The sequence below is a fragment of the Salmonella sp. 32120201201600049SM genome (assembly GCF_017572835.1).
Taxonomy (GTDB): Bacteria; Pseudomonadota; Gammaproteobacteria; order Enterobacterales; family Enterobacteriaceae; genus Salmonella; species Salmonella enterica.
In genome coordinates this window covers 304,167-323,066 of the sequence record NZ_JAGESA010000004.1, presented here as the reverse complement: position 1 = coordinate 323,066, position 18,900 = coordinate 304,167, and the positions used below count along the sequence as shown (strand labels likewise).

18 protein-coding genes are annotated in these 18,900 nt (G+C 53.7%); 7 read left to right on the top strand and 11 right to left on the bottom strand.

The window, feature by feature from the left end; all coding sequences use genetic code 11:
• Positions 1 to 139: 139 nt before the first annotated feature.
• From ppdD to hofC, 3 genes are read left to right on the top strand one after another with little or no spacing between them, the layout of a single operon-like run.
• On the top strand, positions 140 to 577 hold the full coding sequence (gene ppdD / locus J4650_RS12160) for a prepilin peptidase-dependent pilin (protein WP_000414989.1): 438 nt from the start codon (positions 140 to 142) through the stop codon (positions 575 to 577).
• 9 nt (positions 578 to 586) lie between these two features.
• Complete coding sequence (gspE, locus tag J4650_RS12155; protein WP_000650596.1) at positions 587 to 1,972, top strand: type II secretion system protein GspE; 1,386 nt, start codon at positions 587 to 589, stop codon at positions 1,970 to 1,972.
• The gene (hofC, locus tag J4650_RS12150) at positions 1,962 to 3,164 is read left to right on the top strand and encodes a protein transport protein HofC (RefSeq protein WP_023993185.1); all 1,203 of its coding nucleotides are present in this window, start codon (positions 1,962 to 1,964) and stop codon (positions 3,162 to 3,164) included. The genes gspE and hofC overlap by 11 nt, the downstream gene beginning before the upstream one ends.
• 30 nt (positions 3,165 to 3,194) lie before the next feature.
• On the opposite strand, the gene J4650_RS12145 is transcribed toward hofC, so the two are convergent.
• Entirely contained in the window at positions 3,195 to 4,238 is a 1,044-nt protein-coding gene (locus tag J4650_RS12145; RefSeq protein WP_001217365.1) for a GMP reductase, read from the bottom strand.
• Between the two features lie 225 nt (positions 4,239 to 4,463).
• On the opposite strand from J4650_RS12145, the gene coaE reads away from it, so the two are divergent.
• Genes coaE through yacG form a run of 3 tightly spaced genes read left to right on the top strand, consistent with a single transcriptional unit; the run spans position 4,464 to position 6,028 of the window.
• Positions 4,464 to 5,084 carry a dephospho-CoA kinase gene (gene coaE / locus J4650_RS12140; protein ID WP_001270913.1) on the top strand — a complete coding sequence of 207 codons (621 nt, stop codon included), beginning with the start codon at positions 4,464 to 4,466 and terminating at the stop codon, positions 5,082 to 5,084.
• Positions 5,084 to 5,827, top strand: a complete 744-nt coding sequence (gene zapD / locus J4650_RS12135; protein WP_000557443.1) for a cell division protein ZapD — start codon at positions 5,084 to 5,086, stop codon at positions 5,825 to 5,827. The genes coaE and zapD overlap by 1 nt, the downstream gene beginning before the upstream one ends.
• 9 nt (positions 5,828 to 5,836) lie before the next feature.
• Complete coding sequence (gene yacG, locus J4650_RS12130) at positions 5,837 to 6,028, top strand: DNA gyrase inhibitor YacG (protein ID WP_001286419.1); 192 nt, start codon at positions 5,837 to 5,839, stop codon at positions 6,026 to 6,028.
• Here the strand turns inward: yacG and J4650_RS12125 are convergent.
• Positions 6,025 to 6,966, bottom strand: coding sequence for a LysR family transcriptional regulator (locus tag J4650_RS12125; protein ID WP_023993186.1), 942 nt, complete (start codon positions 6,964 to 6,966; stop codon positions 6,025 to 6,027). The genes yacG and J4650_RS12125 overlap by 4 nt on opposite strands.
• Positions 6,967 to 7,051: 85 nt before the next feature.
• On the opposite strand from J4650_RS12125, the gene J4650_RS12120 reads away from it, so the two are divergent.
• A complete protein-coding gene (locus tag J4650_RS12120) occupies positions 7,052 to 8,041 on the top strand; it encodes an aldo/keto reductase (RefSeq protein WP_023993187.1) in 990 nt (329 codons plus the stop codon).
• Between the two features lie 33 nt (positions 8,042 to 8,074).
• Here the strand turns inward: J4650_RS12120 and mutT are convergent, their stop codons facing one another.
• The 9 genes from mutT to murC form a co-directional block, all read right to left on the bottom strand.
• Positions 8,075 to 8,470 carry an 8-oxo-dGTP diphosphatase MutT gene (gene mutT, locus J4650_RS12115; RefSeq protein WP_000736058.1) on the bottom strand — a complete coding sequence of 132 codons (396 nt, stop codon included), beginning with the start codon at positions 8,468 to 8,470 and terminating at the stop codon, positions 8,075 to 8,077.
• 152 nt (positions 8,471 to 8,622) lie between these two features.
• A complete protein-coding gene (gene secA / locus J4650_RS12110) occupies positions 8,623 to 11,328 on the bottom strand; it encodes a preprotein translocase subunit SecA (protein WP_000905756.1) in 2,706 nt (901 codons plus the stop codon).
• A 61-nt stretch (positions 11,329 to 11,389) separates the two neighbouring features.
• Positions 11,390 to 11,887, bottom strand: a complete 498-nt coding sequence (secM, locus tag J4650_RS12105; RefSeq protein ID WP_000014336.1) for a secA translation cis-regulator SecM — start codon at positions 11,885 to 11,887, stop codon at positions 11,390 to 11,392.
• Positions 11,888 to 12,165: 278 nt separating this feature from the next.
• Positions 12,166 to 13,083 carry a UDP-3-O-acyl-N-acetylglucosamine deacetylase gene (lpxC, locus tag J4650_RS12100; RefSeq protein ID WP_000595487.1) on the bottom strand — a complete coding sequence of 306 codons (918 nt, stop codon included), beginning with the start codon at positions 13,081 to 13,083 and terminating at the stop codon, positions 12,166 to 12,168.
• Positions 13,084 to 13,183: 100 nt separating this feature from the next.
• Positions 13,184 to 14,335: a cell division protein FtsZ gene (gene ftsZ, locus J4650_RS12095; RefSeq protein WP_000462785.1), complete on the bottom strand. Its 1,152-nt coding sequence runs from the start codon at positions 14,333 to 14,335 to the stop codon at positions 13,184 to 13,186.
• A gap of 60 nt (positions 14,336 to 14,395) precedes the next feature.
• Positions 14,396 to 15,658, bottom strand: a complete 1,263-nt coding sequence (gene ftsA / locus J4650_RS12090) for a cell division protein FtsA (protein WP_000588463.1) — start codon at positions 15,656 to 15,658, stop codon at positions 14,396 to 14,398.
• Positions 15,655 to 16,485, bottom strand: a complete 831-nt coding sequence (gene ftsQ / locus J4650_RS12085) for a cell division protein FtsQ (RefSeq protein ID WP_000075728.1) — start codon at positions 16,483 to 16,485, stop codon at positions 15,655 to 15,657. The genes ftsA and ftsQ overlap by 4 nt, the downstream gene beginning before the upstream one ends.
• 1 nt (position 16,486) lies before the next feature.
• A complete protein-coding gene (locus tag J4650_RS12080) occupies positions 16,487 to 17,407 on the bottom strand; it encodes a D-alanine--D-alanine ligase (protein ID WP_000763894.1) in 921 nt (306 codons plus the stop codon).
• Positions 17,400 to 18,875 carry a UDP-N-acetylmuramate--L-alanine ligase gene (gene murC / locus J4650_RS12075; protein ID WP_001096072.1) on the bottom strand — a complete coding sequence of 492 codons (1,476 nt, stop codon included), beginning with the start codon at positions 18,873 to 18,875 and terminating at the stop codon, positions 17,400 to 17,402. The genes J4650_RS12080 and murC overlap by 8 nt, the downstream gene beginning before the upstream one ends.
• Positions 18,876 to 18,900 lie beyond the last annotated feature (25 nt).

Below are 18,900 nucleotides of genomic sequence, written 5' to 3'. Positions count from 1 at the left end.
GTAGCGCCTCGCAATAACGTTGCCGTGTCATGTAACGCAGCAAAAATCTTCAGAATCCGCCTTCCCGTTTTACCTTTTGCCGCTCGCCCGCTCTTTCCTCGTTTGCCACAGTAGCGCCAGCTAACTCAAGGAGCGAACAATGGAAAAACAACGCGGTTTCACGCTTATCGAACTGATGGTCGTTATTGGCATCATCGCCATTTTAAGCGCCATTGGCATTCCGGCTTACCAGAACTATCTGCGTAAAGCGGCGCTGACGGATATGTTGCAAACGTTTGTCCCCTACCGTACCGCCGTCGAACTCTGCGCTCTGGAACATGGTGGGACGAGCACATGCGATGCGGGCGTCAACGGTATCCCCTCGCCCGTCATCACCCGTTATGTTTCGGGCATGAGCGTGGAAAAAGGCGTCATCACGCTTACCGGCCAGGAGAGTCTGAGCGGGCTTAGCGTCATCATGACGCCCGCCTGGGACAATGCTAACGGCATTACTGGCTGGACGCGTAACTGCAATATTCAAAGCGACAGCGCGTTACAACAGGCTTGTGAAGATGTCTTCCGTTTTGACGCCAACTAAGGAGACAAGATGAAAGACGCTCAGCTCAACACCTTGTGTCAACGTCATCAGGCTGTACTGATCAATAGCGCCAGCAACAGTATCACTGTTGCGGTGGTCGACGCGCCCTCTCATGCGTTACTGGACGCTCTGCATTTCGCCACGCAAAAACAGATTGATATTGTGTGCTGGACTCGCCAGCAAATGGAAAATCATCGGCATAAGCCGGATCAGGCACCCTCGGCAAACGCCGCGAAAGGCGGAGAAACCGCAGCCCAGCTTCTCAATCAGACATTACGCTCGGCGATGGCGAAACGCGCCTCTGATATCCATCTCGAACCCGGCGCCAGCCGCTACCGAATAAGACTCCGCATCGATGGCGTTCTTCATATTCTGCAGGACATCGCCAAAGAGACGGGGCTTGCACTGACGGCCAGATTGAAAGTCCTGGGAAATTTGGACATCGCTGAACATCGGCTGCCGCAGGACGGGCAATTTACCGTTGACCTGGCGGGAGACAGCATCTCTTTTCGTATCGCCACGCTTCCCTGTAAAGAAGGCGAAAAAGTCGTCTTACGGTTGTTGCATCAGGTTGAACAAACGCTGGATCTGGACACGCTGGGCATGTACGGGGCACAACTTACCGCTTTTAGACAAGCCCTACAGCAACCTCAGGGGCTGGTACTGGTGACTGGCCCCACCGGTAGCGGAAAAACGGTCACGCTATACAGCGCGCTACAAACCCGGAATACGCCGGGTATCAACCTCTGTAGCGTTGAGGATCCGATAGAAATTCCACTGGATGGGATTAACCAGACGCAGATCCATCCCCGCGCCGGGCTCACCTTTCAAAATGTGCTGCGTGCGCTATTACGCCAGGACCCTGACATCATCATGGTAGGTGAAATTCGTGACGGCGACACCGCAGAAATCGCCATTAAGGCGGCACAAACGGGCCATCTGGTACTTTCAACGCTCCATACGAACTCCACCAGCGAAACCCTGATACGTTTGCAGCAAATGGGCGTAGCACGCTGGATGATCTCATCGGCGCTTACGCTGGTGGTAGCGCAACGCCTGGTAAGGAAGCTTTGCCCGCACTGCAAACAGCGCCTGAGCGATCCCGTGGTACTATCGCCCAATCTTTGGCCCAGCGCGCTACCGCGCTGGCAGGCAAGCGGCTGTCAGCATTGCTACCACGGCTTTTATGGCCGAACCGCGTTATTCGAAGTGTTAACTGTTACCCCGGCATTACGTCAGTTAATTGCGAGCGGCGCATCGGCGCAAGCACTGGAAGCCCACCTCCAACAGACCGGTACAGGGACGCTTTTTGAAAATGGCTGTCGCGCCGTTGAGCAAGGCATGACGTCCTTTGAAGAGATACTGCGCGTTCTGGGAATGCCCCATGAGCGTTAAACAGCTCTGGCGCTGGCAAGGCGTTAACGATAAAGGTCAACTGGAACAAGACGTTGTATGGGTGGACAATCGTCTGGCGCTGATCATCACCCTGCAACATCAGCGCATTATGCCGCTTCGCATCAAGCGCATAGGCGTTAATGCCGCACTGTGGAAAGAAGAGCAAAGCGCTGAAATTATTCATCAGTTGGCCACGCTCATTCATGCCGGGCTGACGCTTTCTGAAGGGCTGGAACTCCTTGCGAAACAGCATCCCCACCGACAATGGCAAGCGCTGTTGCGCACGCTGGCTCACGAGCTTGAACAGGGCGTCCCTTTTTCCAGCGCATTAGTATCCTGGCCGCAGGTATTTCCGCCGCTCTACCAAACGATGATCCGCACCGGAGAACTGACCGGCAAACTGGCCGAATGCTGCTTTGAACTGGCTCGTCAGCAAAAAGCGCAACGGCAGATTACGGTTAGCGTGAAAAAGGCGCTGCGCTATCCCGCCATTATTCTGACAATGGCCGCCCTGGTCGTTTTCGCCATGCTGCACTTTGTCCTGCCGGAATTTGCCGCCATTTACCGTAGCTTCAATACCCCGCTCCCTCTTCTGACGCGCGGTATTATCGCGATAGCGCAATGGGGGTCGGCATGGGGTTGGCTCATCTTGTTCCTGACGATGCTCGTTGCTATCGCTCACCGCAGGGTAAAACAAAAGCCGTCCTGGCAAGCGCAGCGGCAGCGTCTTCTGCTACGGCTTCCCGTTATGGGTCGCCTGATAAGAGGCCAGAAACTAGCGCAAATATTCACCGTACTGGCATTAACCCAAAGCGCAGGCATTCCTTTTCTTCAGGGACTGGAAAGCGCTATCGAGAGTCTCGGCTGCCCTTACTGGTCACAGCGTTTAACGCAGGTACATCAGGAGATCGCCGCGGGCAATCCGGTCTGGTTGGCGCTAAAAAATACCCAGGAATTTAGTCCGCTATGCCTGCAACTGGTCAGAACGGGCGAAGCGTCCGGCTCACTCGATATCATGCTGCATAACCTTGCCCGTCACCACAGTGAAACTACGCTGGCGCTGGCCGATAATCTGGCGTCGCTGTTGGAACCGGCGTTATTGATCATCACCGGCTTAATTATCGGTACGCTGGTGGTGGCGATGTATTTGCCGATTTTTCATCTGGGAAACGCGATGAGCGGGATGGGATAAGGCTGGCGCACATGTACGCCAGCCAGAATATTAGAGGCTATTGAAAATGCGGTTTTCTTGTTCCTGCACCCGAATAAAGGTGGTGCGTTTGGTCAACTCTTTCAGGCGAGACGCGCCGACATAAGTGCAGGCTGAGCGTAGACCGCCCAGGATATCGCGGGCAGTATTGCCCACCGGCCCACGCAGCGGCAATTTAACCGTTTTACCTTCTGCCGCGCGGTATTTCGCAACGCCACCGACATGACGGTTCATCGCAGATTCCGAACTCATGCCGTAGAACAGCATAAATTTCTCGCCGTTCTCTTCTACCACGCTGCCGCCGCTCTCTTCGTGACCCGCCAGCATGCCGCCCAACATAACGAAATCCGCACCGCCGCCGAAGGCTTTTGCTACGTCGCCTGGCATGGTGCAGCCGCCATCGCTGACGATCATGCCGCCCAGGCCATGCGCCGCGTCAGCGCATTCGATAACCGCCGACAGTTGCGGATAACCAACGCCGGTTTTTACACGCGTCGTGCATACGGAGCCAGGACCAATTCCCACTTTCACGATATCGGCGCCGGAGAGGATAAGCTCTTCGCACATCTCGCCCGTTACCACATTGCCTGCGCAGATTGTTTTTGTCGGCCATGCTTCACGTGCTTTCGCGACGAACTGCACAAAATGTTCTGAATAGCCATTGGCCACATCAATACAGACAAAGTTCAGCGCAGGATTCAGCGCCAGAATCTGCACGGTTTTTTCGAAATCAGCATCAGAGGTCCCGGTGGAAACCATCACATGCTTCAGAACATCAGCCGAGGCCGTGTTGATAAAAGCTGCCCATTCTTCAACGGTATAATGTTTATGTACAGCAGTCAGAATATCAAACCCGGCCAATGCTTGCGCCATTTCAAACGTCCCGACGGTATCCATATTGGCCGCGATAATCGGTACGCCAGACCAGGTCTGACCTGAGTGTTTAAAGGTGAATTGACGTTCCAGTTCGACATCGGAACGGCTTTTGAGGGTAGAACGCTTAGGACGGATAAGAACGTCTTTGAAACCTAACTTCAGATCTTCTTCAATACGCATGTACGGATTCCTGGGGTTAATGGCGAAAAATCGAAACTCACAACTCCAGTGACGCTATCATACGCACTAATCATGGCCGTACAAGACTGCGAAATTCTCTTTTTTTACGTTACAATCCCATAAATTTACCTGGCGAATAGTAGGTTAATGCTCAGAGCGTATCGTCTTTGTATGTTTAAAATTTAACCTTTTGATTATCAAACTAAAATTCCGGAAGCTGGAGATATGAGGTATACCGTAGCCTTAACCGGCGGTATTGGCAGCGGTAAAAGTACCGTCGCTGATGCCTTCGCTGACCTCGGAATAACCGTCATCGACGCGGATATTATCGCGCGCCAGATGGTTGAGCCAGGGCAGCCCGCCCTGAACGCAATAGCGGAACATTTTGGTTCTGAACTTATCGCCGCCGACGGCACGTTACGTCGCCGGGCGCTGCGTGAGCGTATTTTTTCGCATCCGGAAGAAAAAGCCTGGCTTAACGCCCTGCTTCACCCCTTAATTCAGCAGGAAACCCAACGACAGTTTCAACAGGCTACGTCGCCCTATGTGTTATGGGTTGTGCCTCTGCTGGTTGAAAACAGGCTGTATCAAAAAGCCAACCGCGTACTGGTGGTTGACGTGACGCCCGAAACGCAGCTCATACGCACAATGCAGCGTGATGATGTTACGCGCGAGCATGTTGAACACATTCTCGCTGCGCAGGCGACGCGTGAAGCGCGCCTTGCCGTGGCGGACGATGTTATTGATAATAACGGCGCACCGGATGCTATCGCATCAGATGTGGCCCGCCTGCACGCCAGTTATCTTAAGCTCGCGTCGCAGTTTGTCTCACAGGAAAAACCGTAATGCACACCCAGGTCCTATTTGAACACCCTCTCAATGAGAAGATGCGTACGTGGCTGCGCATAGAGTTTTTGATCCAACAGCTCTCCATCAACCTGCCAATTGCAGACCATGCTGGCGCACTGCATTTTTTCCGTAACATCAGCGATCTACTGGATGTGTTCGAACGGGGCGAAGTCCGTACCGAACTGCTGAAAGAACTGGAGCGCCAGCAGCGTAAATTACAGGCCTGGGTTGAGGTTCCCGGCGTCGATCAAGACCGTATTGAAGCCCTGCGCCAGCAGTTAAAATCCGCGGGCAGCGTGCTGATCTCCGCCCCGAGGATTGGCCAGCAGCTACGCGAAGATCGCTTGATTGCCCTTGTGCGTCAACGCTTAAGTATTCCTGGCGGCTGTTGCAGTTTCGATTTACCCACTCTGCATATCTGGTTGCACCTACAACAGGCGCAGCGCGACGCCCAGATTGAAACCTGGCTTGCCAGCCTGAATCCCCTCACCCAGGCGCTGACGCTGGTGCTTGATCTGATCCGTAATTCAGCGCCTTTCCGTAAGCAAACCAGCCTGAACGGTTTTTATCAGGATAACGGGGACGACGCCGATTTGCTGCGTCTTATGCTGACGCTCGATTCACAACTTTATCCGCAAATTTCCGGCCATAAGAGCCGTTTTGCCATTCGCTTTATGCCGCTGGATAGTGAAAATGGTCTGGTGCCGGAGCGTCTTGATTTTGAACTGGCCTGTTGCTAAGGAGTAAAAATGTCTGACGTGACCGTCGTAAACTGTCCGACCTGCGGTAAACCGGTCGTCTGGGGGGAAATTAGCCCCTTCCGCCCATTTTGTTCTAAACGCTGTCAGTTAATTGATTTGGGCGAATGGGCCGCCGAAGAGAAACGAATCGCCAGCAGCGGCGACCAGTCTGATAGCGACGACTGGAGCGAAGAGCGCTAACAGTGATGGCTCTGTTGAGACGGCAATATCGCCTTATGACAAAAATAATCAATAAATACGCGTAGTTTTGGCGCCATATGCGCGCGGCCGGGATAATACAAATAAAACCGGTCCGCCGCAGGCAGCCACTCCTCAAGCACGGAACACAACCGCCCATCCTGTAAGTCTTCGTGGACATCCTGTTCAAAAACGTAGGTTAGCCCTACCCCATCACGCGCGGCGGAGAGACGCAACGCTTTATCATTCACCATTAACGCGGCTTCCGGCGTAATTTCCAGCCGTTGCGCTCCATGAACAAACTCCCACCGATATAGCCCGCTCTCACGCGTAAAACGATGACAAAGGCAGCGGTGATTGATGAGTTCCTGCGGATGCAGCGGCGTGCCAAAACGCGCAAGGTATGCAGGGGATGCTACGATCGCCGGGCGTAAAACATCACCGAGCGGAACGACATTCATATCAAGTTGTACCGCATCGCCAAAGCGAATACCGGCATCAAAGCGTTCGTTAATTAAATCCACAAAACCGTCATTCACATCGATATCCAGCCGAATATCGGGATAATCGCGCATGAAACCGGCGAGATTAGGTTGTAACAGAAGCGTGGCCGCCGTGCGCGGTACGGTCAGGCGTAATGTCCCTCCGGGTATATCGCGGCTCTGGCGGGCATGTTCCATCGCCTCATCAATATGGGCCAATGCGGGTCTGATACTGGCAAGAAAGGCATGTCCTGCTTCTGTCAAACCGACACGCCGGGTGGTTCGGTTCAACAATTTCACGCCAAGTTCATCCTCCAGTTGGCGCATATTCTGACTTAACGCCGACGTGGAAATATGTAACTGCGCCGCTGCCCGCGTGAAGCTATGGTTTTCAGCAATCATGCAAAAAGCATGCAATATGGACATCACATCATGACGCATTATTAAGCCAGCCTTCATAAACCATGCTTATTCCCCCTATTTTTCATGTTATACGCCAGGTATAGACTACCTGCCATGCACAAAATATCCTCATGGAGGCAGTATGCAATATCGTACATTAGGCGCAAACGGACCGCGAGTGTCAGCCATCGGACTGGGATGTATGGGCATGAGCGCATTTTACGGCGCTCATGACGACAGCACCTCAATTAAGACGCTACATTATGCGTTAGATCAGGGGGTAACACTGCTCGATACCGCAGATATGTATGGCCCTTATACCAATGAAAGGTTAGTCGGAAGAGCCATCGCCGATCGTCGCGATCGGGTATTTTTAGCGACGAAATTTGGTATCGTTCTCGACCCTGCTAACCCTATGGCGCGTGGCGTCAATGGCAGACCGGAGTACGTTCGCCGTAGTTGTGAGCAAAGCCTGCAACGCCTGGGGGTTGATCATATCGATCTGTACTATCAACATCGCGTTGATCCATCAGTTCCCATAGAAGAGACTGTCGGTGCAATGGCGGACCTGGTGCGCGAGGGAAAAGTGCGTTATCTCGGGCTATCCGAAGCATCAACGCAAACGCTGGAACGCGCCCATAACGTTCACCCTATTACCGCGCTGCAAAGTGAGTATTCGCTTTGGTCCCGCGAAGCGGAAATTTCAGCACTTTCCACCTGTGAACGGTTGGGTATAGGATTCGTCGCTTACAGCCCGCTGGGACGCGGATTTCTGACCGGTACGATTAAAACGCCAGAAGATTTTGCTGCGAATGACTTCCGTCGCACAAATCCCAGGTTCATGGGTGAGAACTTCTCGCACAATTTACGTCTGGCTGAAGCAATAAAACAAATGGCACGCGAAAAAGAGTGTACCCCCGCACAATTAGCGCTGGCCTGGCTGCTGGCCCGCAACAGGCACATCGTTCCCATTCCCGGCACCCGCCACTGCGCCAGGGTGGATGAAAACCTCGGCGCGTTATCACTGACCCTAAGCCCGCAGGAGCTGGCGGCAATTGAGGCGGTTTTTCCTCACGACGCCGCGGCCGGCCCACGCTACTGGCCGGAAATTATGTCGACATTAAATCGCTAATAAGATCGATGGGGATCGTGTTGCGATCCCCCACTAAGGCGCAAATTGGCGTAATTTACGAATAATCGGTTCATTGGCCGGCGGAAAATCGTCCGTATTCAACGCGTTTTGCGCGATCCACCGTCCCGGCTGTCCTTCTTTCCCCCACGGTTCGCCCTCCCAGCGTTCAACCAGCCAAAACCACAGCGTAATGTGTCTATCCGGGAATTGATATTCCAGAGTGTCGAATAATGTCACCTGTGTTGGCGTAATCCCCACCTCTTCCTGTAGCTCCCGGATCAACGCCTGCTCAGGTGTTTCGTCGGCTTCAATTTTTCCGCCCGGAAATTCCAGCTTGTTCGCCATATGCGCATCAGCGGCGCGTCGGGTAATAAAAATTTCGTCGTTCGGGTTGCGGATAATCCCAACCGCGATTTGCAGTTTTTTCATCTTGTTGCATCCATAAAAAAGGCGCAGTCGCCTGCGCCTTTTTATCTGTGTTCAATGCCAGGCCGAATAAGCGTAGCGCCCTTCGGCAATAATGCCAGCACCGACCTGATGGCAACAACATTATGTCTTATCAGGCCGGTAAGTTTATCGCATTAGCTCAGGCGACCGTGACACTGTTTGTATTTCTTACCGGAACCACAAGGGCAAGGATCGTTACGTCCAATCTTACGTTCGCCAGTTTGGGCGGCCAGATCGGCAGCCACGGCGGCATCGTCATCCTGATGGCTTAGCTGCTGCATCTGCGCCAGGCGCTCCGCCTCTTCGCGACGCTGCATTTCCATCGCTTCGACCTCTTCAGGCATACGTACCTGGACTTTGCTCAGGGTACTGATCACTTCATATTTCAGCGATTCCAGCATCGCGGCGAACATAGCGAAGGATTCGCGCTTGTATTCCTGCTTCGGATCTTTTTGCGCATAGCCGCGCAGATGAATACCCTGACGCAGGTAATCCATCGCCGCCAGGTGCTCTTTCCACAGGGAATCAAGCGTTTGCAGCATCACGCCTTTTTCGAAATGACGCATCATTTCAGCGCCAACCACCTCTTCTTTACGCTGATACACCTCGATGGACTGCGCCAGGATGCGCTCACGCAGCGTCTCCTCATGCAGCTCCGGCTCTTTATCCAGCCATTCGGCAATCGGCATCTCCAGGTCGAAGTCGTTTTTCAGGCGTTCCTGCAAACCCGGGATGTCCCACATCTCTTCCAGCGACTGCGGCGGAATGTAGGCGTCGATAGTCGCCTTAAAGACATCTTCGCGAATGCTGTTAATGGTGTCGCTCACGTCAGACACATCCAGCAGTTCGTTACGCTGGGTATAAATTGCACGGCGCTGATCGTTCGCCACATCATCATATTCCAGCAGTTGCTTACGAATATCGAAGTTACGGCTTTCTACTTTACGCTGCGCGTTAGCGATAGCTTTCGTCACCCATGGGTGCTCAATCGCTTCGCCCGGCTTCATCCCCAGTTTACGCATCATACCGGAGACACGATCGGAGGCGAAAATACGCATCAGCGCATCCTCCATCGACAGGTAGAAACGGGAAGAACCCGGATCGCCCTGGCGACCGGAACGGCCACGAAGCTGGTTGTCGATACGGCGGGATTCATGGCGCTCGGTGCCAATGATATGCAGACCGCCGGCAGCCAGAACCGCGTCATGGCGTACCTGCCAGTCCGCTTTAATCTGCGCAATCTGTTCTTCCGTCGGCGCTTCCAGCGCGGCGACTTCCGCCTGCCAGCTACCGCCCAGCATAATATCGGTACCACGACCCGCCATGTTGGTAGCGATAGTGACCGCCGCTGGATAACCAGCCTGCGCAACGATGCCTGCTTCGTTGGCGTGGAATTTTGCGTTCAGTACGTTATGTTTGATGCCCGCTTTGGTCAGCTCTCTGGAGACCACTTCAGATTTCTCGATAGAAATCGTCCCGACCAGCACTGGCTGACCGTTCGCGGTACGCTCTTTAATATCTTCGATAATGGCCTGGATTTTTTCCGCTTCGGTCATGTAGACCAGATCCGGCAAATCTTTACGGATCATCGGACGGTTGGTCGGAACAACGACGGTGTCCAGCTTATAGATAGAGCTAAATTCGAAGGCTTCAGTATCCGCCGTACCGGTCATACCGGCCAGCTTTTCATACAGACGGAAGTAGTTCTGGAAGGTAATAGACGCCAGCGTCTGGTTTTCATTCTGAATTTCAACGCCTTCTTTCGCTTCTACCGCCTGGTGCAGACCGTCAGACCAGCGACGCCCCTGCATGGTACGACCGGTATGTTCATCAACAATGATGACTTCGCCGTCTTTCACAATGTAATCCACGTCACGGGTAAACAGCGCGTGCGCGCGCAGCGCGGCGGTGACGTGATGCATCAGCATAATATTGCCAGGCGAGTAGAGCGACTCGCCCTCATCCATAATGCCTTCTTGCACCAGTAGCTCTTCAATCAGCACCAGACCGCGTTCGGTCAGGTTAACCTGGCGCGCTTTCTCATCAACGGAGAAGTGGCCTTCGCCCTGGAAAGTGTCAGAATCTTCTTTCTCCTGACGAATCAGGTGCGGAATGATTTTGTTCACTTTTTTGTACATTTCCGAGCTATCTTCCGCCGGGCCGGAAATAATCAGCGGCGTACGCGCTTCATCGATCAGGATGGAGTCAACCTCATCCACCAGCGCATAATGCAGTTTACGCTGCACGCGCTCTTCCGGGCTGAACGCCATGTTGTCGCGCAGGTAGTCAAAACCGTATTCGTTGTTAGTGCCGTAAGTGATGTCGGCAGCGTAAGCTTCACGTTTGGCTGGCGCAGGCATACCTGGCAGGTTGATACCAACGGACATACCGAGGAATTCGAATAGCGGGCGGTTATTTTCGGCGTCACGCTGCGCCAGATAGTCGTTCACGGTTACCACATGAACGCCTTTGCCGGACAGCGCGTTCAGGTAGGCTGGCAGCGTTGCGGTCAGCGTTTTACCTTCACCAGTACGCATTTCGGCGATACAGCGATCGTTGAGCACCATACCACCCAATAGCTGAACGTCGAAGTGACGCATCCCAAAGACGCGTTTACTGGCTTCACGCACCACCGCGAACGCTTCCGGAATCAGGCTCTCTACGCTTTCGCCTTTTTCAATACGGGCGCGAAATTCGTTGGTTTTCGCTTTCAGTTCGTCATCGGAGAGTTTTTCCATCTCCGGTTCCATCGCATTAATAAGGCTGACGGCCTTACGCATACGACGCAGCGTACGATCGTTACGGCTACCGAATACTTTGGTTAATAATTTGATTAGCATAATAAAGTCTCAAATGCCCCGCGCCGCGGAGCTACAAATAAAGTAAAAGGGTCTTTTTTCGTTAGCTGAGACGTTGCGGACCGGCGCGGATACCCTGCGCCTGACTTATCCAGGCCGGGATGCTAAATGCGGTTTGTGGCGCAAAATACGCCAGGGAGAGGCGGCGAACAATCGCCGGCGGCGTGCCCTCCTGCGTGAGCATCGCGCTGAGCGTATTCAGTAAGGCGATATGATGCGCCTGTAATGGCGACGGCGCGTCGGCAACGGGCAGCGTTTGCGGCGCCATTGCAAAAGAAAGGTGGCGAATCACCGTGCGAATAGCGTGCTGATGCCAGTAATCTACGGTGAAATTGGGACGACGGTTAGAGGCTTCTAACAGCGCAAGATGGCTAAAGTTAACTTTAGACGCGGTGCTGGCGGTCGTCCTTGCAGGCGTATTGGTTTCAGCGGCGTTACTGAGCGCGGGCAAACCAAAACTCGCCGCGACCATCCCTAATAAGAGATGCGGCCAGAAGTATCGTCTGCCTAACTGTCGCCAGCGCGTCAGTATTCCACTCACGTCATTGCCACCTGATATGCCCCTCATGGGCTTACGGAATCAAAACAATTTGCGCACAAATCTTATCATTAAAGCGTACGCGCTACAGCAGTAATGACGAGAAGCTAAGGTGAAAATCGGCTAAGAAAACAGCGAACGCGCCGTGTTTCCATTTAACTCTGCCAAAATGGCTGTATTAAGGAAAGCGCAGATAAAGGATAGTAAAAAAAACGACTGGCTCGCCTGGCCGGAGAGAGTGCCAGGTTAACCAGTCGAATTTTATACGACAGCGTATGTCGTTATGCCAGTACCGTCGAAGGCGCTTTGAAAGCCAACGGCAGTTCTGCGTCGTCCTGGAAGGTCACAAATTCCCAGGCTTCCTGTTTTGCCAGGACTGCCTGTAACAATTTGTTATTCAATGCGTGACCGGATTTATACGCGGTAAACGCACCAATAATATTGTGACCACACATGAACAAGTCACCGATCGCGTCGAGCATTTTGTGACGAACGAATTCATCTTCAAAACGCAGGCCGTCTTCGTTCAATACGCGATAATCGTCAACAACGATGGCACAATCGAAGCTGCCGCCCAGGCACAGGCCGCGGGACTGCAGATATTCGATATCACGCATAAAACCGAAGGTACGCGCACGGCTGATCTGGCGCATGAACGCATCCGCAGAGAAGTTCATCGCGTAGCGCTGGCTGCTGGAATCGATCGCCGGATGGTTAAAGTCGATGGTGAAATCCAACGTAAAACCATTGTACGGTCTGAATTCAGCCCATTTATCGCCATCTTCAACCCGAACAGTCTCTTTGATGCGTACGAATTTTTTGGCGCAGTTCAGTTCATCAATACCGGCATCAAGCAGCAGGTAGACAAACGGAGCGGCACTGCCATCCATGATCGGGATTTCCGGGGCATTAACCTCAATAACGATGTTATCGATACCTAAGCCCGCCAGAGCAGCGTTCAGGTGCTCAACGGTTGAAATCCGTACATCATGCTCATTCACCAGACACGTACAGAGCATGGTATCACGCACAGATTTGGCATCGGCCGGGAAATCTACCGGTGGATTCAAGTCGGTGCGACGATAGATGACCCCGGTATTGGCCGGCGCAGGGCGTAATGTCAGGGTGACTTTTTTGCCGGTGTGTAAACCGACGCCAGTCGCCTGAACGATACGTTTAAGTGTCCTTTGTTTGATCATCGTATAATCTCGCCAAATTACCTATCCAACCGAAGTGTACTATACATTCGGCGGGCCAGTTTAGCACAAAGAGCCCAGAATCCCAAATTCCAGCTAATTCTTAATCAGCTTGCTTACGCAGGAATGCGGGGATATCCAGATAATCCGGCTCTTTCGCCGCCTGTGGTGTATTGTCGTTAACCACTTTCGCGACCGTTTTTTGCTCCTGCGTCAGCGGCGCCATACCGTGCTGCTGATAACGATCCAACACCGGCTGCTGCACCTGTTTATTGGTGACCAGAGTGATTTCAGGACGCTTGTCCATACCAATTCCAGTGGCAACAACGGTCACGCGCAGTTCGTCGTTCATATCCGGGTCCAGAGAGGTACCGATAACCACGGTGGCGTTATCCGACGCAAAGGCACGGATGGTGTTACCGACGGTTTCGAACTCATCCAGACGCAGGTCGAAGCCCGCAGTAATGTTGACCAACACGCCGCGCGCGCCGGACAGGTCGATATCTTCCAGCAGCGGAGAAGAAATAGCCATTTCAGCCGCTTCTTCCGCACGGTCTTCACCGCTCGCCACGCCGGAGCCCATCATTGCGTAGCCCATTTCAGACATCACGGTACGCACGTCAGCAAAGTCGACGTTCATCAGACCCGGGCGGGTGATCAGCTCTGCGATGCCCTGAACCGCGCCTTTCAGCACGTCGTTAGCCGCGCCGAACGCGTCGAGCAGGGAGATACCACGGCCCAGCACTTTCAGCAGCTTGTCGTTCGGGATGGTGATCAACGAGTCCACATGCTTGGACAGCTCAGTGATACCCTGCTCCGCAAATGCCATGCGCTTTTTACCTTCAAAATTGAAAGGTTTAGTCACCACGGCAACGGTCAGAATACCTAAATCTTTTGCCACTTCAGCAACCACAGGCGCCGCGCCGGTACCGGTACCGCCGCCCATGCCTGCCGCGATAAATACCATGTCTGCGCCTTCAAGCGCCGCACGCAGCGCTTCACGGTCTTCGTCCGCCGCGTTACGACCGACTTCCGGGTTAGCGCCGGCGCCCAGACCTTTGGTAATGCCGCTACCAATTTGAATGGTCTGGCCAACCGCCGTTTTACGCAACGCCTGAGCGTCGGTATTCACCGCGAAGAATTCAACACCTTCGATGCGCTCGCGCACCATGTGTTCAACAGCGTTACCGCCGCCACCACCGACGCCGATGACTTTAATCACCGCGTCGTTGGTTAGTTCCATAGGTTCAAACATAATCTCTCTCCGTCATGTGCCTGTCGCCTGAGGCCGTAATATCTGGCGGCCTCATAAAAATTAAAACTCTTTTCGCAGCCAGCTATTAAGTCGCTTGATCCACGAGCCAACTGATGCCGTAACACGTTTTTCCACTTCTGCTTCACCGTTTAAGTGGGACTCTTTCCCGTAGTGAAGCAATCCCACCGCCGTTGAGTAATACGGCTCCTGGGCATAATCCGTCAGACCGGTGATATTCAGCGGCGCGCCGATACGCACCTGCGTATGAAACACGCGCTGAGCGCAAGCAGCAAGCCCTTCGATTTGCGCCGCGCCGCCGGTTAACACAATCCCCGCCGCCAGGTGATGTTTTACCCCTTGTTGGCGAAGCTGTTCCTGTAATTGCAATATCTCTTCGTTGACCAGATTGAGCAGCTCGGTGTAACGCGGCTCAATCACTTCCGCCAGCGTCTGGCGTTGCAGGCTGCGCGGCGGACGCCCGCCTACGCTCGGTACTTCAACGCTCTCGTCTTTACCGACGATGGAACCCAGCGCGCAACCGTGGCGGACTTTAATGGCTTCAGCATCGCTCGGCGGCGTACCAAAGGCATAAGCGATATCGCTGGTCACCACGTTCCCCGCGTAAGGGATCACTTTGGTATGACGCAGCGCGCCGCCAGTATAAACGGCGATATCCATTGTACCACCGCCGATATCCACGACACAGACGCCCAGTTCACGTTCATCTTCCGTTAACACGGAATAACTGGCCGCCAGTCCGGCAAATATCAGTTGGTCAACTTTCAGACCACAACGTTCAACAGCTTTGACAATGTTTTTTGCCATATCGTTGTGGCAGGTAATCAAATGTACTTTCGCCTGCATACGCACGCCGGAAAGACCGACCGGATTTTTAATGCCTTCCTGGTAGTCAATGGCGTACTCCTGAGGAATCACATGCAGCACGCGATGCTCATCGCGCACGCGCACTGACTTCGCAGTATGCACGACGTTTTCCACATCTTCCTGCGTCACTTCCTCTTCGGAAATGGGCACCATGCCAATTTCATTCTGACAGCTAATATGTTTGCCGGAAAGCGCCAGATATACCGAGGAGATCTGGCAATCAGCCATCAATTCCGCCTGGTCAATGGCGCGCTGAACGCATTTCACCACTGACTCAAGGTCATTCACCCCGCCTTTATCCATACCCCGCGATGGGCAACTGCCCACGCCAATGATATTGACCATACCGTCGGGCAGAACTTCCCCTACTAAAGCGGCAACCTTCGCGGTGCCAATCTCCAGTCCTACTACCAGTTTTCTGTCCGTCGCCTTGATCATTGTTGTTCTGCCTGTGCCTGATTCTGTTGCTGATTAGATTCCTCAGGGGGGAGCGGCGCCCAGCCAACTGCCGCACCTGAGTCATAACGCAAATCAACGTAGCTAATCCGTTTGCCATCGGTTTGCGCCTGCTGCTGTAAAACCGGATAGAGTTCTACAAAGCGAGCCAACCTTTTCATCGTATCGCCCCTGCCGAGATTGAGCTTAATGCCGTTATTAAGCGTCAATTGCCAGGAGCGACGTGCGGTCATCGCCGCTTCCTTCAGAGTGAATTTATCCTTAGCCAGCACCTGCCCCATCTCGCGGTATCCCTGCAACACTTCACTCGCGCTGCCTTCCGGGCCATACAACATGGGTAAAACCTGTTTGCCGATGCGGTCTGACGGCACGCTGAAGGTGTTCCCTTCAGCATCGACCATATGTTGATCATTCCAACGCGCAATCGGCACATATTCAACCAGATGAATCTTCAATTCATCAGGCCACTGTTTTCTGACGCTGGCCTGTTTAATCCACGGCAAACGCTCAATCTGGCTCTGGATAATGTTCACATCCTGCGTCATGAAGGTTCCCGGCGCGCCCAGAGCCAGTATCGCCTGACGGATATCATCGTTACGCGTGTAGTGACGCTCGCCGGTTAATACCAGCTTTGATAACGGTAAACGCTGCGCATCTTCCATCCACCCTAACACGACCCACCCGCTAACAAACACGGTGCACAGTACCGTCAGCAGGAATAAAATTCCTGCAAGACGCGTTCCATTATTGCGGCGTGAAGAAGGCGTCTCTTCATCACTGTTTCGCGTGTTCAGCGCAGCCTGCGACATATCAGTCCGCCAACTCCAGAATTCGTACCACTAACTGCGAGAAGCTCATTCCCGCCTGACGCGCCGCCATCGGCACCAGACTATGGCTGGTCATCCCCGGAGAAGTATTGGCTTCCAGCAGATAAAACTGACCATCGCTGTCCAGCATGACGTCAATACGCCCCCATCCCGTGCAGCCTAAAGCTTTCCATGCCTGCAGGACGAGAGACTGTAGCGCGGCTTCCTGGGACGCATCTAAACCGGCAGGGCAGAAATACTGAGTCTCATCAGAGAGATACTTCGCCTCATAATCATAGAAGGTTCCTGCCGGTTGGATACGAATTGACGGTAAAATTTCTTCGCCAACTATCGCCACCGTAAATTCCGGACCGCACAGCCATTTCTCAATCAGTATTTCGTCATCATGCTGAAAAGCCAATGATAACGCACCCTGTAAAGCATTTTCTTCTACTACTTTCGTCATACCGACGCTGGAGCCTTCACGGCTGGGTTTGACGATCAGCGGTAAACCCAGCGCCGAAATTCGCGCTTTTTGTTCTTCGCTAAGGCCTTTTTCAAACTCAGCGCGCGTCAGCGCGACCCACGGCGCAACCGGTAAGCCTGCGCCCTGCCACAGCAATTTACTGCGCAGTTTATCCATGGAAAGCGCCGAGGCCATCACGCCGCTGCCGGTATAAGGCAGGCCGAGCAGTTCAAGCATTCCCTGTAAGGTGCCATCTTCACCGCCGCGGCCATGCAACGCAATAAAGACCTTCTGAAAGCCCATTGCTTTAAGCTGCGCGACATCGACCTCTTGCGGATCGACGGGATGCGCATCAATACCGCCTTCACGTAACCCGGCCAACACTGCCGCGCCGGAATTTAACGAAACGTCCCGCTCCGCAGAGGTTCCGCCCAACAGGACCGCGATTTTATCAGCCATGTTGCTCTTCCTCCTGGATTTGCGGCTTCAGCTTGATTTCAGATAAGTAACGCGCAATTTTGCCAACATTTCCTGCGCCTTGCACTAATATCAAGTCGTTACCCGTCAGCACCGGCGCTAACATTGTCGCAACCTGAGCCGGATCGGAAACCAGAATCGGGTCAATTTTTCCCCGATTACGAATCGTACGACATAAAGAACGGCTATCCGCGCCCGGAATCGGCGCTTCGCCCGCCGGGTAAACGTCCAGCATCAGCAGCGCATCGACCTGGGTCAGCACATTGGCGAAATCGTCATACAGATCGCGCGTGCGCGTGTAACGGTGCGGCTGAAACAGCATCACCAGGTTTTTATCCGGCCACCCTGCTCGCGCAGCTTTAATGGTGGCGTCTACTTCGGTCGGATGATGGCCATAGTCATCCACCAGCATCGCCGTCCCGGCTTTACCATTCACCGGCTCAAGCGGGAACTCGCCGAGGAAGTCAAAACGACGCCCGGTCCCCTGGAAGCTTTCCAGCGCGCGCAGGATAGCGTCATCGTCGATGCCTTCTTCGGTCGCTACCGCCACTGCCGCGGCGGCATTCAGGGCATTGTGGCGACCCGGCGCATTCAACGTGACATGCAGATCCGGCATTCCCTGGCGCAACAGCGTAAAGTGCCCCTGCGGCCCTATCTGCTGATAATCTTCTACACGGACGTCAGCATCCTCGCTAAAGCCATACGTCGTGGTCTGACGCCCCACCCGCGGCAGCAACTCGCGGATGACCGGATCGTCGACGCACATTACCGCGCGACCGTAGAACGGCAGGTTATGCAGGAAGTTAATAAACGTCTGCTTTAAATTTTCAAAGTCGCCATGATAGGTATCCATATGGTCGGCTTCGATGTTGGTGACGATCGCAACCATCGGCTGCAAATGCAGGAAGGATGCGTCGCTCTCATCTGCCTCGGCAATCAGGTAACGACTATGGCCCAGACGCGCATGAACGCCTGCGGCTTTCACCAGTCCGCCATTCACGAAAGTCGGGTCCAGCCCCGCTTCGGCATAAATACTGGACACCATCGCGGTCGTTGTGGTTTTTCCGTGCGTCCCGGCAATGGCGATGCCGTGGCGAAAACGCATCAGTTCCGCCAGCATTTCCGCACGGCGAATAACCGGAATACGCGCTTCATGCGCCGCGACAATTTCCGGGTTATCCGCGGAAATTGCGCTGGAAACGACGACCACGCTGGCATCACGCACATTTTCCGGACGATGGTTAAAGAAAATCGTCGCCCCCAGGCTCGTCAACTGCTGGGTCACCGGATTCGGCGCTAAATCGGAACCACTGATCTGATACCCTTCATTGGCCAGAACTTCGGCAATACCGCCCATACCAGCACCACCGATGCCGACAAAGTGAATGTGCCGAACGCGACGCATTTCGGGCACGATGGAACGCAGTTTTGCCAGTTGTTGTGTATTCATTCTTTACGCCATTAACTCCAATACC